The 14,674-nt window shown below is 66.3% G+C and carries 14 protein-coding genes and 1 pseudogene; 5 read left to right on the plus strand and 10 right to left on the minus strand.

Annotated features, from left to right (window positions below):
* The first annotated feature begins 91 nt into the window (after nucleotides 1–91).
* Nucleotides 92–889, plus strand: a complete 798-nt coding sequence (locus tag AADX97_RS11315) for a Uma2 family endonuclease (RefSeq protein ID WP_374234356.1) — start codon at nucleotides 92–94, stop codon at nucleotides 887–889.
* Between the two features lie 78 nt (nucleotides 890–967).
* Here the strand turns inward: AADX97_RS11315 and AADX97_RS11320 are convergent, their stop codons facing one another.
* From AADX97_RS11320 to AADX97_RS11365, 10 genes and pseudogenes are all read right to left on the minus strand, one after another.
* Nucleotides 968–1,426 (minus strand): PAS domain-containing protein, encoded by a 459-nt coding sequence (locus AADX97_RS11320; protein ID WP_374234357.1) that lies wholly within the window; start codon nucleotides 1,424–1,426, stop codon nucleotides 968–970.
* Between the two features lie 79 nt (nucleotides 1,427–1,505).
* Nucleotides 1,506–3,227 (minus strand): proton-conducting transporter membrane subunit, encoded by a 1,722-nt coding sequence (locus tag AADX97_RS11325; protein ID WP_374234358.1) that lies wholly within the window; start codon nucleotides 3,225–3,227, stop codon nucleotides 1,506–1,508.
* Entirely contained in the window at nucleotides 3,224–4,723 is a 1,500-nt protein-coding gene (locus AADX97_RS11330; RefSeq protein WP_374234359.1) for a proton-conducting transporter membrane subunit, read from the minus strand. Before AADX97_RS11330 ends, AADX97_RS11325 begins: the two co-directional genes overlap by 4 nt.
* On the minus strand, nucleotides 4,720–6,192 hold the full coding sequence (locus tag AADX97_RS11335) for a complex I subunit 5 family protein (RefSeq protein WP_374234360.1): 1,473 nt from the start codon (nucleotides 6,190–6,192) through the stop codon (nucleotides 4,720–4,722). Before AADX97_RS11335 ends, AADX97_RS11330 begins: the two co-directional genes overlap by 4 nt.
* A 4-nt stretch (nucleotides 6,193–6,196) precedes the next feature.
* A complete protein-coding gene (locus tag AADX97_RS11340) occupies nucleotides 6,197–6,505 on the minus strand; it encodes an NADH-quinone oxidoreductase subunit K (RefSeq protein ID WP_213457649.1) in 309 nt (102 codons plus the stop codon).
* Nucleotides 6,502–7,536 (minus strand): annotated as a pseudogene (gene mbhE, locus AADX97_RS11345) (hydrogen gas-evolving membrane-bound hydrogenase subunit E). The gene AADX97_RS11340 and the pseudogene mbhE overlap by 4 nt, the downstream one beginning before the upstream one ends.
* Before the next feature lie 7 nt (nucleotides 7,537–7,543).
* On the minus strand, nucleotides 7,544–7,840 hold the full coding sequence (mnhG, locus tag AADX97_RS11350) for a monovalent cation/H(+) antiporter subunit G (RefSeq protein WP_374234361.1): 297 nt from the start codon (nucleotides 7,838–7,840) through the stop codon (nucleotides 7,544–7,546).
* Nucleotides 7,827–8,108, minus strand: a complete 282-nt coding sequence (locus tag AADX97_RS11355) for a monovalent cation/H+ antiporter complex subunit F (protein ID WP_213457651.1) — start codon at nucleotides 8,106–8,108, stop codon at nucleotides 7,827–7,829. Before AADX97_RS11355 ends, mnhG begins: the two co-directional genes overlap by 14 nt.
* Nucleotides 8,105–8,608 (minus strand): Na+/H+ antiporter subunit E, encoded by a 504-nt coding sequence (locus tag AADX97_RS11360; RefSeq protein WP_374234362.1) that lies wholly within the window; start codon nucleotides 8,606–8,608, stop codon nucleotides 8,105–8,107. Before AADX97_RS11360 ends, AADX97_RS11355 begins: the two co-directional genes overlap by 4 nt.
* 17 nt (nucleotides 8,609–8,625) lie before the next feature.
* Entirely contained in the window at nucleotides 8,626–8,793 is a 168-nt protein-coding gene (locus tag AADX97_RS11365; RefSeq protein WP_374234363.1) for a hypothetical protein, read from the minus strand.
* 169 nt (nucleotides 8,794–8,962) lie between these two features.
* Between AADX97_RS11365 and AADX97_RS11370 the strand changes: the two genes are divergently transcribed.
* The 4 genes from AADX97_RS11370 to AADX97_RS11385 all read left to right on the plus strand — a co-directional run bounded on the left by AADX97_RS11370 (nucleotide 8,963) and on the right by AADX97_RS11385 (nucleotide 14,470).
* Nucleotides 8,963–11,575, plus strand: coding sequence for a hypothetical protein (locus tag AADX97_RS11370; protein WP_374234364.1), 2,613 nt, complete (start codon nucleotides 8,963–8,965; stop codon nucleotides 11,573–11,575).
* A gap of 151 nt (nucleotides 11,576–11,726) precedes the next feature.
* Nucleotides 11,727–12,020, plus strand: coding sequence for a molecular chaperone DnaJ (locus AADX97_RS11375; protein ID WP_374234366.1), 294 nt, complete (start codon nucleotides 11,727–11,729; stop codon nucleotides 12,018–12,020).
* Nucleotides 12,021–12,023: 3 nt separating this feature from the next.
* Nucleotides 12,024–12,701 (plus strand): nucleotide exchange factor GrpE, encoded by a 678-nt coding sequence (locus AADX97_RS11380; protein ID WP_374234367.1) that lies wholly within the window; start codon nucleotides 12,024–12,026, stop codon nucleotides 12,699–12,701.
* Nucleotides 12,698–14,470: an Hsp70 family protein gene (locus tag AADX97_RS11385; protein ID WP_374234368.1), complete on the plus strand. Its 1,773-nt coding sequence runs from the start codon at nucleotides 12,698–12,700 to the stop codon at nucleotides 14,468–14,470. Before AADX97_RS11380 ends, AADX97_RS11385 begins: the two co-directional genes overlap by 4 nt.
* Nucleotides 14,471–14,674 lie beyond the last annotated feature (204 nt).

Consider the following 14,674-nt stretch of genomic DNA (forward strand, 5'->3'; position numbering starts at 1 on the left):
CACAACTATCACTCAAAACGTGTACTAATGCATGCAACGACGCAGTAGAATCCGGCTACACCAGCCTGGAAAATATTACCGGAGCAAGCCGATGAACCCCTTGCTGCATATCGACCCGGACGACCCCTATCCCGAGAGCGACGGACAGCCGATGGCGGACAACACCGAACAGTACGATTGGATCGTCAAGATCAAGGAAAATCTGGAGATCCTCTTCGCCGACCGCCCGGATGTCTTCATCGCCGGCGATCTGCTGTGGTATCCGGTGCCGGATCGGCGCGAGACCGGGCCGATCGCCCCGGACGTGCTGGTTGCCTTCGGTCGTCCGAAGGGGCGGCGCGGCTCTTACCGGCAGTGGGAGGAGGGCGGGATCGCGCCTCAGGTCGTGTTCGAGATCCTTTCGCTGTCCAACAGCGAAAAGGAGATGGCGGACAAACTGGCCTTCTACGGCCTATACGGCGTCGAGGAGTATTACCTCTACGATCCCGAACGGAACCGCTTGGAGATCTGGATACGGCGTCGGACCGACGATGGCACGTCCCGTTTGACCGCTCAATCGCATGTCCGAGGCTGGACCAGTCCTCGCTTGGGCATGCGTTTTGCCGTCACACCCGAGACGCTGGAGTTGTTCGATCCGTCCGGACGGCCCTTTCTGACCTCCATCGAGCTGGCGCGGCGGGCCGATGCGGAGCAGGCACGCGCCGTTCAGGAAGCCGCTCGCGCAGACCATCAAGCCGAACGCGCCGACCAGGAAGCCATACGCGCCGAGCAGGAAGCCATACGCGCCCGAGAAGCCGATGCCCGCGCGGACAGGGAGCACGCCCGCGCCGAGCGGTTGGCGGAGCGCTTGCGTGCTCTGGGGATCGACCCGGACGCCGGGCCGCAGTAACCGCATCCGAGCCGTGCGTCTTGCCGATCGGTGATACGGCTCGGGCGGAAAACCGATGCCGGCAGTGCCGAGGCCCGATCAGGTCTCCCGGTCGGCCACGCGCAACATCTCTTTGAGCCGTTCCAATTCCTCCCGAGCATGAACCTGCTCGGTCACGTCGTACTGGACGCCGAGGTAATAGATCAGTTTGCCTTGGCGATCGTACAGCGGTCGAATCGAGAATCGGTTGTAGAAGAGCGTCCCGTCCTTGCGATAGTTGCGCAGTGTGACGGTGGTACGCTTATGCTCGCGGATTGCCTCGCGGACCTTCTCCAACCCCTCTTGGTCGCGGTCTTGACCCTGGAGGAGGCGGCAGTTGTGCCCGACGATCTCCTCGCGGCTGTAACCCGTGATCAGCTCGAACGCCTCGTTGGCGTAAACAATCGGGTTGTCCTCTTGATCTGGATCCGAGAGTGTAATCCCGTTGATCGAGGTATCGAGGATCTGCGACAACACGAAGGGGATCAGATCCGCATCTTTGTCGGCGACGAAATCCATGGCGTGTTCTCTGCGTTGTTTCGTATCCCTCAGAGGTTAGAGGCTTTCGGCGCGAGCGGCAATGGTTGTTGCGCCGACATCAACCACCCAGCCAAGCCACCGTCGCGCCGAGCAGAACCAACATCGCCAAGCCGAATTCCCATCGCATCATCCTGACTTCGGCCTGTCGCGCGAGCACGCTTGGAGACGAGCTCGACGCGACTGCCGCGAGCGCGTCCAGGATGGCGTCGCGCCAACCCGGCAGTCGGATCCGCACGATGCGGCGCAGTTGGCCGCGCAGGGTGCGAATCCGCTCATGTACCGAGCGCAGCGGGATCGGCGACCAGCTGGTCGAATCGCGCGTTGGTCGATGCTGCGAGCGCTGCGATACGAGCCAACCGATCGAGACGGCTCCGACGAGAGCCGCGACCGCGACAGCCGAGCTCAAGGTCCAGGGGTGCGAGTCGGCCTGAATCGGCGACCACAGGCCGGTCGGCGGGTATCCGAGCAGGCTTGTCGCCGCACCGACGATAGCGGGGACGAGGAGGTAAGCGCCGAGGGACATCCGGCTGCGCGGATGCCGTGACCGACTCGTGGTACCCGCGTGCAGCGCCATACCCGCGACAAGCCGACCGCCCAGCAGCGCGACCGCGATCGACGGCCACCAAAGATCGAGGGCGGCAAGGGGCCCCGCATCCATCCAGACCGCGAGAATCGGCAGGGGCGCAAGCACGACCAGCACGAGGGCAAGCCAGGCCATCATCATGCGCAGCGCGCGGTGTCGGGTCCGGTCGGCGTCATCCAGCAGCACCAGTGCCGCGAGCGCGAGACCGGATTGCAGCCCAACCATCGGCAAGAGGGCCGCGATCGCGGCCCCCGACTCGGGTCGTTGCAGTGCGGCCGCGAGCGCCCACAGCCATTGCGCCGTCAACGCCATCAGGACGCTGCCCGCGAGCGCGCGTTGCCCTGCCCATGAAAAGCCCGCGATCAGGGCCGTTGCCGCCGTCGCGAATGCCCACCAGTGGAGCGCTACCCCAATGACCGTCCAGCCGATCGCGCCCAAGGGCAGAAGACGCAGCCAGCCGAGCAGACCGGCCGCGGCGACGAAGGCGATCAGCGCGACACGCACCCCGAGTGTCGTCGACCCGAACGCGGGCAACAGCCACAGATGCACACCGAGCACGCCGGCCTTCACCCCGAATCCAAGCGTCATGAGGACCAGGACGACTGTCGGGTTGTCGAGCGCCGCAACCGCCCCGCGCAGGTCGGCGAAGGAGGTCCCGCCGGCCGCATGGGCGAGGATCAGGAACAGCTCGAACAGCAGCAGGTCGCTGAGCACAAGTAGGATGACCAGCCGTCGGCCGGCCGAGCGTGCCGCACGCGTTGCCGCCTGGAGGATCAGCGCGTAAACCGCATAGCCCGCCAGCGTTCCGGCGGCGAACCACATGAGTCCGTCGTCCGCCAAGGCGAGGGCGAAGCCGGACCCCATCGCGAGCAACGCCGGCAAGGCCGAACGCCGTTCGCCGACATCGCCCGGTCGTCGACCGCCCATCAGCGCGCCGGCGATCAGCCACAGCAGCGCCGTCGTCGCCAAAAAGACCCGTCCGGTCGCATCGAGTGCCAGCCCGCTCCCCAGCAGTGTCTCGGGTAGGGACAGCGTCAGGTCGGGGACAAGCAGTGCAACCGCCAGCGCCGGCGCGGCCGACCAGGGTAGAAGTCCAATCACCCATGGCCGTGCCGCGCGAATCGCCCACAGTGACGCGGCGAGGAAGGGCCAAGCCAGGGCGAACAGCACCGCCGACTGAAGGAGTCCCGCGCTCACGGTCGCCTGAACTCCTGCTCCGCGATAAAGCGTGCCCACTCCAGCGGACTGAAGGGCATCGCCGCGAAGAGCCCCGCTAGGACGGCGGCCAGCGCCGTGATCAGGGGCGGCCACAAGAGAGCGCGTGCGGTCTCGCGCCGCCCGAATTCCCGCTCCTCGGGCCAGGTCGCGGGCGGCTCGCGGAACCAGGCGGCATGGAGTATCGGCAGGAAATAGGCGGCATTGAGCAGGCTGCTTGCTGCCAGGACCACGAGCACCCAATATTGACCCGCGTCCAAGGCGCCTAGGCCCAGATACCACTTGGTGATGAAGCCGGCCACCGGCGGTGCGCCGATCATACCGAAGGCCGCGATCGTGAATGCGACCATGGTCCAAGGCATCCGGCGGCCCACGCCGTTCATCTCGCTGACCTTGTGGATCCCCAGTGTCTCGGCCAGATTTCCGGCGCAGAAGAACAACGTGATCTTCATCAGCCCCTGATGGACCAGATGCACCAGACCGCCGACGGTGGCGATGGGGCTGGCGATCGCGACACCCAGGATGATGTAGGAGACCTGACTGACGGTCGAGAAGGCGAGTCGCCGCTTCAGATCATCCTGGAAGATGGCGCGCAGGGATCCGTAGAGGATGGTCGCCGCGGCCAGAATGGCCAGCGGCAGCGTGACCCCGAGCAGGGCCGAGAATTCGACCCCGAAGACCTCGTAGACCACCCGCACGATCCCGAAGGCGCCGGCCTTCACGACCGCGACCGCATGCAGCAAGGCGCTGACCGGCGCCGGGGCAACCATGGCCATCGGCAGCCAGGCATGCAGCGGGATCAGGGCGGCCTTCACCCCGAGACCGGCGATCAGAAAAATGAAGATGAGGATCAGGGCCGGATGATGCGACGGATCCAGCTCGGACACGAACCCGCGCGGGGTGAACTCGAGCGTCCCGGTCAGGGTATAAAGCCAGACGGTCCCCAGCAGCATCAGGGCACCGCCGCCGATCGTATAGGCCAGATAGACCTGACCGGCCCGGCGCGCGACCTCGGTGCCGCGATGTACCACAAGAGGGTAGGTGGCGAGGGTCAGCAACTCGTAGAAGAGCAGGAAGGTCAGCATGTCGGCGGCCATGGCGACCCCGACGGTCGCGGTCACGCAGAGGCTGAAGAACCCGAAAAAGCGGCTGCGATGTGGCGAGCCCTCCAGGTAGCCGATGGCATAGACGGTCGTGACCAGCCACAGCAGACTCGACAGGACCAGGAAGAGCAGCGCCAGCGGTCCCGCGCGCAGGCCCAGATCCAAGCCTGGCAGAAAGGTCAAGCGCACCTCGTAGGTATGCCCGTGGGCGACGCCCCAGATCATGACGCCCACCAGCGCGAGCTTGGTCAAGGCCCCCGCCAAGTTAAGCGTGGTGCGCAGGCGCACGCGCGACTCGTCCAGACCGAAGATCAGTAGACCCGGAACCAGCGAGCTGCAGAGGACCAGGAGCGGAACCCAGGCGTCCAAGGTCATGGGGTCACGACCTCCGTCTGGATCCCAAAGGGGTTGCCGATCTCGAGCAAGGCGAGCGGCTGAGAGACGATCAACCCCATCAGCACCGCCGCCACGGCCAGTGCGAAGGCGACCCACTCCATCGTCGCCGGCACCGGCTGCGCCTGATGCGGGTTCTCGGACTGGGTGAAGGCATAGCCGACGACCTTAAAGACATAGGTTGCGGCCAGCACGCCGCCGAGGATGATGACGATCGCCCAGCCCCAGCGACCCTGCGTCAGCGCCGACTCCAGCAACAACCATTTACCGACGAAGCCGCCGCTCGGTGGCAGCCCCATGATGCTGACTCCGGCCAAGGCAAAGGCGGCCATGCTCAGCGGCAGTCGCTGCACGACGCGATCCAGATCCGCGATCCGGTCGTGCCCGCCGAAGCGCAGCAGATTCCCGGCAACCAGGAACATCGCCGCCTTCGCCAAGGCATGGGAGAGGGCCAGAAAGAGGACACCGGTCCAGGCCATCATCCCGGTCCCGACGGCCAGCGGAAAGGCCAGAAACAGATAGCCGATCTGGGCCACCGTCGAATAGGCGATCAGGAGCTTCAGACGTGTCTGAACCAGGGCCAGAATCGAGCCCCAGAGGATGGCCGCTGCGCCCAGCAGGCCCAACAGCGTTGAGACCCCGCCGGCGATCTCCCCGAAGAGCTCGACCCAAAGACGCACCAGCAGATAGAAGGAGCCCTTGACGACGAGCGCCGAGAGCGCGGCGCTGACCGGCGCCGCTGCGCTCGCATGCGCCGGGGGCAACCAGAAATGCAGCGGGAACAGCGCCGTCTTGAGCATCAAGCCGGCGCTCATCAGGCCCATCGCGGCCCAGGCGGCCGGCTCCGCGGCAATCCGCTCGGCCAGCAGAGCGATATCGACCGTCCCGTAGGCGTGGTAGAGCAGGGCAACCCCGAGCAGATAGGCGAGCGATCCGAGCAGACTCACCAACAGATAACGCATGGCCCCGACCAGCGCATCTGCACCGCCGGCAATCGCCGTGAGCGCCACCGCCGAGAGGCCCAGGATTTCGAGCGTCACGTAGAGATTGAAGATGTCGGCCGAGAGAAAGAGCGCATTGAGCGCCGTCAACAGAAGCAGCCAGAGCGGCCAGAAGACCTGCCCACGGGCGGGGGTGTCTCTGAAATAGGCGGCCGCGTAGAGACTGATCCCGAGACCGACGACGCCGGTCATGAGCAGCATTGCGAGACTCAGCCCGTCCGCGTAGAGATCAATGCCGAGAGGCGCACCCCAGCCGCCCACCGCAAGGCGTTGCGGGCCGTCGGCGACAAGTTCGGGAATCTGGAGGATCACGGCGCCGAGGAGTGCGATGACACTGAACAATCCGATCGGTGTTGCCCAGCGTCGCATCACGAACGCGAGCAGTGCGCCGATCAGGGGCAGCAGGATTGGCGCAGTCAGTCCGCTTTGTCCCAAGACGACCGGATCCATGGTTTCAGCGCTCGGTCTCGTCGGGCAAGCGGGCCCGCCCGGTTGCGCCCGCGACACGCAGCATGAGACTGAGAGCCAGGGCCGTGGCGGCAACCGCCACCACGATCCCGGTGATCACCATCGCGTGGGGCACGGGATCCGGGATCCCCGACGCCGTGCGACCTGCCAGGCCGGCCAGCACCAGGAAGACCCCGCTGCCCATCACATTGAACGCCAGGATCTTACGCAGCAAATGGGCGTGCACGATCAAGGCATAGAGACCGAGTACAAAGAGTCCGAGCCCCGTCAGTGCATAGAGGACCGCGGGTGTCATGGATGCTCCTCCGGGCGTCCGCCCAGAAAGAGTGCCGCCAGGGTTGCCCCGATGGAGAGACTGGCGGTCGCCTCGATCAGCAGGATGAGTGCACCGGCCCATTCGAGCGGATAGTCCAGCCAAACCGCTCCGAGAAAGAGCGAAACCAGGCCCACGAGGATGAAGATCAGCACGCCGGCGACCAGGATCAGGCGAAGCGGCCACCCCGCCAGAGCGACAGGCAACCGCCAGCCCGTGAGGGTCAGAACCACACCGGCCGCACCGAGCACGGCACCCGCTTGGAAGGCCCCGCCGGGCGATGCGCTCCCAGCCCACAAGAGATATCCGGCCACGATGAGCATCAAGGGCGCATAGAGTCGGCTCAGCCGATCCAGCATGGTGCCGGGCTGCCGATCGGCGAAGGGCGACCCTTCGGCCAAGGACCAGACGCCGGCCAGCGCCAACAGCAAGACGACCAGCTCGAGCAGGGTGTCGTAGCCGCGGAAGTCGAGCAGCACGGCCGTCACCGGATGTGTCACCCCGGTGTCGGCCATCGCCGCCTCGACCTGTGCGGATAGCCCCGGCGATTCGGACGGGAGCGAGAGGATGGCGAACGCGAGGCCACCGAAGATCGCGGCCAAGAGCGCGATCAGGAGTAAATGCGCTGCGCGTGCGCCCAACCCCATTGGTGTCACGTCAAAACGCCGCTTCGGCGCGGGCGGTCATGTTTCGGCATCTCGGCGTTCCTGCGGCTGAGGGTTCTCCGTTCGGCTCGACTGTGCGTGCTCGTCCGCCAGCGCCGACAGCGGCAGCCGTGCGAGCGCTGCGAGCAGCAAGGCGCCGGTCAAGCCGGCACCGATTGCGGCTTCGGCCAGCGCGATGTCCGGGGCGTCGAGCCGGACCCAGACCAGAGCCAGGGTTAGGCCGAAACCGACGAAGAGGACCACGGCTTCCAGCAGCCCGGGGCTCGCCAAGGCCCGCGCCGCGAGCCAGAGGAGCAGAAGTGCGAGAAGGCCATCGATCGCCCAAGCGACCTGTCCGATCAAGTCCATGGCGCGATCAGGTCCATGGCCCGATCCCGCGGCGCAGCGCCGCACGCGCGACCAGGTGGCAGGCAAAGGCCGAGGCGACCAGAACCAAGAGCCAAATCAGCGCCAGCTTGCCCACCGCAGCAAACGACTCCGCCTGTACCGCAAGCCCGGCCACGATCAGCCCAAGCCCCAGGTTGTCTGCCTTGGTCAGGGCATGCAGACGGGTGTAGACATCGGGGAAGCGCAGCAGCCCCACTGTCCCGGCGAGAAAGAAGACTCCGCCGAGGATCAGCAGGCCGGCCGAGACGCCATCAGGGATCGACATGGCCGTCCTCCCCCTCGCCGCTCCAACTCCGGCGCACGAAGGCGACCATGGTGACGGCGGCCAGCAGGGCGAACACCAGGGCGACATCACGCACCGCCGGGTGACCGGATGCCTCCGCGAGCAGCAGCAGGACCGCGACGGCGGTGGTGCCGAACAACTGGGCCGCGAGCATGCGGTCCGCCGGGGTGGGGCCGCGCAGGATCCGCCAGAGTCCGGCAGCCAGCGTGAAGATCAAGACAAGGGCAAGTGCGAGATACAACAGGGTCATGACGCCTCGGCGTGGGTGCTCGGCGGCGTGCTCAGCCGAATGCGGAAGAGCGCGGCGACCTTGGTCTCGAGGGCTGCCAGATCCCCTTCGTTCGAAGCACGCTGATCCAGGATATGGATGATAAGGTTATTCCGAACGATCTCGGCACTCAAGGTTCCCGGCAGAAGGCTGATGACGGCCGTCATGACGACACGTGCCCGACCGGGCGGAAGACGCAGCCGATAGGTCAGGATGCCCGGCGCGATGGGAAGGCTCGGCGCACAGGCGCGCCAAGCGACATCGACCCCGCCGCGCAGAGACCACCAAAGGAAGAAAGGAACGAAGCGGGCAAATCCGACCGCGGACCAAGGCACCGGACGCGACAGCGACAGACTCAGGGCAGTGGCCAGTACGACGAAGAGACCGCCGAGCGGCCAAGAGCCGGGCTGCCCCTCGGTCAAGATCCACCACAGCAGCGCGAAGAGCGCGAGACGCAGCGCCAGGGTTCGTACAATCGTCAATGGCCCGTGCAGTCGCATCAGTTGTTCCCGACCGGAGCGGGTGCGTTGAGGGCCTCGTCCGGCCAGAATCGCGTCCCGAATCCGGCCTCGGCTTTGGGCAGGTTCCAGAGACCCTCGGCGTCGGCGAAAGACGGACATAGTGCCAGCATCACGAGTAGCTTGGTCGGGGTTCTGAACGTTCGCATGGTCTGAAGGATAACCTCCGGAGCCTATGATGCACACCTTGAGCGGATCGGCCGTCTCGCAATCGCCCGCTATCCCGCGGTGCTCTTCCGAAGCTGAAGGTTGCCGGGCAGCCGATGTATACTGCTCGGCCGACGCCCCCTCCGTTCGATCCTCCGATTTGAATTCGATATGGCAAAGAAGCAGAAGCGATTTTCCGTCAAGGCCCGTCAGCAGGCGTGCGCGGTCACGCCCGAGTCGGCGCGCGCGGATCTCGATGCCGGGCGCTTTCGCGAGGCGATGACGGGCTTCAAGGATTTGTTGAAGCAGGCCCCTGCGGGCGAAGACAAGGATGGACTTCGGGTCGGGCTTGCCGATGCCTACGAGGGGCGCGCGCACCAGCTCGGCGCCAAAGGCATGCACAAGGAGGCACTGGTGATGTGGGAGAACCGCGCCGCGTTGGGGGCGCTCCCGGCGCATCCGGGCCACGCCATCTGCCTGCTCCGTCTGGGACGTGTCGCTCAGGTCATGCCGATGCTGGACGACGTCTCCTTGAAAGCCGATCCCGAGTCCAGGGCGCTGTTGCTCGGCCACCTGGCGGCCCAAATGCTCGCCGGTACCGACGGGATTGCCGAGGCCCTGCCCGCCGATGACCCTATCCGCGTGCAAGCGACCGTTGCCGAAGAGGCCCTCAATGCCTATTGCGTCGGCAACGATCAGGCGCTCGCGCAGGCGCTGAAGGCGATCCCGTTCCGTTCGCCCTATCGCGATCTGGTCCAGATCCTCAAGGCAGTGAGTCGTCTCGACCCCGCCGCGCGCGATCATCGGGGTGACTGGGCAGAGGAGGCGCGCAACGAGGCGGTCAAGCTCCTGGACCGCATCGACGACAACTCGGGCTTCGCCGGGTTGCGCGATGCCGCGCGCTTGGCGCTGCTCTCGGAGATCGAGCTGGCACCCAAGCTCCGCGATGTCGGCCCGGCGACACGCGATCTGGTCTTCTCTCTGCGCGGCTGGCCCGCCGAGCGTGCGATCCTCTGGAACGAGCTGCAGACGCTCGGCAACTCGCCGCAGCCGAAAGAACTCCTGCGTCTGATGTTTCGGCATCGCCGGGCACTCGGCGAGACCTGGGTTCACGAGCGTGGGCTGCGTCTGCTCTTGCCGAAGCCGCAAACCGGCGCGAAATGGTGGATCGAGGTCGGCGGCAAGCCGCTGCGCAAGATCGACGGATACCTGCTGGATGCCTGGGAGAGCGAGGGGGAATCGGATCCCTGGAAGGTCGCCACCTACTGGCAGGATTACGCGGATCTTGCTCTGGACGCCGCCGGGCATCGCGTCGAGCCGGGCAGCGATGCCGCGTTGCGGATCGCGCTCGTGCTGCGTCGTACAGAAACCCTCTTTAAAATCCTTGAGCGAATGGAGCCGGATTCCGACCCGGAATCCTTACCTGGAACCATTGCGGCCGACCTGGAAGCCAGCCTCGAGCACGACCCCGACGACCGAGCCACCTATCTGAGCCTGATCGCCTACTATCTGCGCGGCGGCAAGGCGCTCAAGGACGCCCGCAACATCCTCAAGCTCGCCCAAGCCCGCTGGCCAACCGACAAAGCGGTCCTGACCGCCGCCATGGATACCGCGATCGCGAGTGGGGCCTTCAAGAAGGCCGCGACCATCGCCGCCGACATCCTGGCGGTGGATCCGATCAACAGCGGGGTGCGTGAGCGGCTGGTGGAGGCGCATCTCGCGCATGCCCGCAAGAATTTAAGGGTTAAGCGAGCGGACTTGGCCATGCATGCACTGGCCCTAGCCGAGGAGTGGAGCCGCACCGAGCGGACGCGCGAGCGCTTGGAGCTGGTGCGCGGTCTGGCCGAGCTGCTCGCGTTCGATCCGCAGGGCGAGGGACGTCTGCAGGCCCTGGCCGAGAGTCTCGGCAATGGGCTGGCCGCCCGCCTCATGCTCTTGCTGGAGGCCGGCGTCTGCGGTATTCCCGGCGCCCGTCTGCTGAAACAGCTTGGACTTGCCAAGGCACCCACACCCGACGAGGTGGACCTGCGTGCCTTCTTCGCGCGCGTTCGGGCGCATCTGGATACGGGGGCCAAGCTCCCGAGCGAGGTCGGGAGCACGTTGAAGGGGCCGCTCAAGCAGACGGCCCGCCTCAAGCTCGATCAGGGCGAGATGGAGTCGATCTGCGAAACTCTGCGCCGCACCGACCTGCACGACGTGCGGCTGGCCTTCGCGGAGGCCGCCTTGAAGCGCTGGCGCGGCGAGCCGGTCTTCGAGCTCCATGCGTTCGAGGCCCGTCACCGCGGTGTCGTGCCTTGGAACGTCCCGATGCACGAGACCCTGCGCTTGGAGCAGGCGCTCGAGCGTGCACGCGACAACGGCGACTCCCGTCTGGTGCATCGGATCATCGAGGCCCTGAGCGGACCCTCGCTGCCCTTCGGTGGACCGCTGCGCGGTGGCTTCGGTGGCGGCTTCAACGAAGACGAATGGGATGACGAAGACGACGACATCGACGACATCGACGACGGCGACATGGCCCAGAGGTCGATCTCGCTCTTGGCCGACATGATTCGCACCCTCGGGCCGAGCGGCTTCCGCGCCATGATGCAGATGCCGGGTCCGGTCGGCGAATCGATGCGCGCGATCGAGCGCGATCTCGGCAAGGAGGCATTAGACCTATTGATCAATGCCCTGGCGGCCGACATGAATACCAAGGGTCTGCCCTTCCCGGATCCTGGCGATTTCAACCCCGGGCCGTCTCCGAGCACCCGCAAACGCAATCGCGCCAAACGAAAGCGCCGCTGAGCGGGCCGATGCGGGGGCCCTCGAAAATCGGAACCTCGACAACTTGAACCGCGTCCCCGCCGACCCCCGCGGGTCCGCACGAGATCGACTCTAGCCGACGACACCGCATACCCCGCCGGACGCGGTTCAACAACCATCGGACCCTGATCGCATGACCGACCCCTTTCTCATCCTCGGCGTCCCCTTCGATGCGGAGGACGCCGCCATCGAAGCGGCCTATCTCGCCGGTCTGCGCCGCGCCTCCCCCGAGCGCGATCCGGCCGGTTTCGAGGCCCTGCGCGGGGCCTACGAAAAGATCCGCACCCGACGCGATCGCCTCGCCTACGCGCTCTTCGATCAGACCCCGCCGACCGCCGCCGACATCCTGGCCAAGGCCGCGCCCGTGGGCGAGCCGCGACGCCCGAAGCGGGCCACGCTGACCGCGCTGCTGCGCGGCGAGGTCTGACGCATGGAGGACGCAAAGGCGGCGTTGCTCGAACGTTTTCGGGCCTATCTGGAGGAAGAGCCGGACGTGCGCGAGGGCTCGGGGACAGGCATCGGCGACACGGACGAGCCCGACGCGCCCGACCTCTTTACACTGCTCGCCGAGCTGGCCGCCCTCAAAAACGAGGTCAAGCTCGAGTCGCGCCAGGTGAAGAGCGCGCTTGAACAGTTCCGCGACCTCTTCGACAGCCTCCGGCAGGCGAACGAGCATCTGTCCGCGGAACTGTCCCGACGTCAACAGGATACCCGGGACATCGCCCTGAACGCCGAGCGCGACATCCTGCTCGAGCTCATCGAGCTGCGTGACCGGCTGCGGGACGGCCGCGGTCAGGCCGCCGCCTATCGGCCCAACTGGCTTGCGCACGCCAGCGGCGCGGCCGAGTTCATCACGGGTATGACGCAAGGCTTGAGCATGAATCTGCGCCGGCTCGACGAGACCCTGGATCGGCGCGAGGTGCGGCCGATCCAGGCCGTCGGGCAGCCCTTCGATCCGCGGATCATGCGTGCACTCGAGGTCGGGCGCGATCCCGCCCTGCCGCTCGGCACGGTGCTCGCGGAGCTGCGTACCGGTTATCGGCGCGGCGAGTCGCTCTTGCGGCTCGCCGACGTCATCGTCAACAAATTCGAGGACCATCCCCAGTGAGCGACATCATCATCGGCATTGATCTCGGCACCACCAACTCCGAGGTCGCGGTGGTCGAGGAGGGTCGAGTCCGACTCATCCCGGTCGACGGCAACCCCATTCTGCCCTCCGTGGTCGGGATCGCGGACGACGGCGCCCTCTTGGTCGGTCAGAGCGCCCGCAATCAGTACGTCCTGGCCCCGGAGCGCACCATCCGTTCGGTCAAACGGCGTATGGGCGAGGACACCGTTATCGAGATGGGCGCGCAACGCTACAGCCCGCAGGAGATCTCGGCGCTCATCCTCGGTCGGCTCAAGCGCGCCGCCGAGTCCGATCTGGGCCAACCGGTGAGCAAGGCGGTCATCACGGTCCCGGCCTATTTCTCCGATGCGCAGCGCCAGGCGACCCGCGACGCCGGCCAATTGGCGGGGCTCGAGGTGGTGCGCATCATCAACGAGCCGACGGCCGCCGCACTCGCCTACGAGGTCGATCACCATGAGCCCAAGACCATCCTGGTCTACGATCTGGGCGGCGGTACCTTCGATGTCTCGGTCGTGCGTCTGGCCAAAGAGGTGACCGAGGTGCTGTCGAGCCACGGCAACAACCAGCTTGGCGGCGACGACTTCGACGGTAAGATCCTGGAGCACCTGGTCGCGCATCTGAAAGAGCAGGGCACGGATCCAAGCGCGAATCGCGTCGCCATGGCGCGTCTGACCCGCGGGGCGGAGATCGCGAAGATCGCGCTCAGCGACGCCCCCTTCGTGCGCATCGACGAGGAATATCTGCTCGAGCATCAGGGCAAGCCGGTCAATCTGTCCCTGGAGCTCTCCCGCGACGACTACGAGGCGATGATCGCGCCCTATATCGACGAGACGCTGGACGCGGTGCATACCGCGCTGGAAGGGGCCGGTTTGGGCATCGGAGATCTCAGCGAGGTCCTGCTGGTCGGCGGTGCCACCCGCACCCCCTTGATCCAGCAGCGTCTCGAAGAGCTGCTGCGGATGCAGCCGCGCAGCGAGATCGACCCGGATCTGTGCGTGGCGAGCGGCGCGGCCATCCAGGCGGCCGTGATCGGCGGTCAGCGGGTCTCGCGCGTGCTGGTGGACGTCACGCCCTACACCTTCGGGACCAGCGCCTTGGGCGAGCTCAACGGCGAGTTTTATCCCTTCGTCTATGTCCCTTTGATTCGCAAGAATACCCCGATCCCGGTGACCAAGAGCGATGCCTTCTCCACCATCGAGGACGGCCAGTCCGCGATCGACGTGCGCGTCTACCAAGGCGAGGATCCGGACGCGCTCAACAACACCGAGATCGGCGCCTTCCGCATCGAGGGCCTGAGCGATGCGCCGGCCGGCAACGTCATCGTCACCACCTTCTCGCTCGACGTGAACGGCATCCTCAAGGTCACCTCGCGCGAGAAGAGCACCGGGCTCGAGCAGCGCATCGTCATCGACAACGCCACCGCCCGCTTCGAGCAGGACACCATGGCCGCCGCACGCGCACGCATCGGCGCACTCATCGACGGCGACTTCAGCGCCGAGCCGAGCAATGCGCCGGAGGAAGGCGGCGGGGAGGGCGTAGCCGCGAGTGCCGAGCGACGCGACAGCGTCCAGGCCATGGCCCTGATCGAAAAGGCCGAGCGCCTGATGGAAACCGCCAATGCGGAGGACCGCGAAGACCTGGTGAACCTCATCGAGATGCTGCGCGATGCGGTCGCGGCGCATGATGATGTCGCCATCCACGAGGCGATGGACGGTCTCTCCGATCTGATCTTCTATCTGGAATCCTGAGTCCGGCGCGGCGAGTCTTATGGACCGTTGCCCCAATTGTCGCGCCCGTCTCGACGGCGCTGAGCAGTGTCGCCGCTGCGGCCTGGAGCTCAACCTGCTGCACGCCGTTGATCGGGCCGGCGATGCCGCCGTCGTGCGCGCGATCCGTCGTCTCGCCGAGGACGACAGGATCGGCGCCGTCCGCGACCTGAAGCAGGCGCAGGC

Source organism: Thiocapsa sp. C2-2m, assembly GCF_041903745.1.
Classification (GTDB): Bacteria; Pseudomonadota; Gammaproteobacteria; order Chromatiales; family Chromatiaceae; genus Thiocapsa; species Thiocapsa roseilacustris.

Coding starts and splice junctions, on each gene's coding strand:
- AADX97_RS11315 (WP_374234356.1), top strand. CDS start 92: ATGAACCCCTTGCTGCATATCGACCCGGACGACCCCTATCCCGAGAGC.
- AADX97_RS11320 (WP_374234357.1), bottom strand. CDS start 1,426: ATGGATTTCGTCGCCGACAAAGATGCGGATCTGATCCCCTTCGTGTTG.
- AADX97_RS11330 (WP_374234359.1), bottom strand. CDS start 4,723: ATGACCTTGGACGCCTGGGTTCCGCTCCTGGTCCTCTGCAGCTCGCTG.
- AADX97_RS11335 (WP_374234360.1), bottom strand. CDS start 6,192: ATGGATCCGGTCGTCTTGGGACAAAGCGGACTGACTGCGCCAATCCTG.
- AADX97_RS11340 (WP_213457649.1), bottom strand. CDS start 6,505: ATGACACCCGCGGTCCTCTATGCACTGACGGGGCTCGGACTCTTTGTA.
- mnhG (WP_374234361.1), bottom strand. CDS start 7,840: ATGTCGATCCCTGATGGCGTCTCGGCCGGCCTGCTGATCCTCGGCGGA.
- AADX97_RS11355 (WP_213457651.1), bottom strand. CDS start 8,108: ATGACCCTGTTGTATCTCGCACTTGCCCTTGTCTTGATCTTCACGCTG.
- AADX97_RS11365 (WP_374234363.1), bottom strand. CDS start 8,793: ATGCGAACGTTCAGAACCCCGACCAAGCTACTCGTGATGCTGGCACTA.
- AADX97_RS11370 (WP_374234364.1), top strand. CDS start 8,963: ATGGCAAAGAAGCAGAAGCGATTTTCCGTCAAGGCCCGTCAGCAGGCG.
- AADX97_RS11375 (WP_374234366.1), top strand. CDS start 11,727: ATGACCGACCCCTTTCTCATCCTCGGCGTCCCCTTCGATGCGGAGGAC.
- AADX97_RS11380 (WP_374234367.1), top strand. CDS start 12,024: ATGGAGGACGCAAAGGCGGCGTTGCTCGAACGTTTTCGGGCCTATCTG.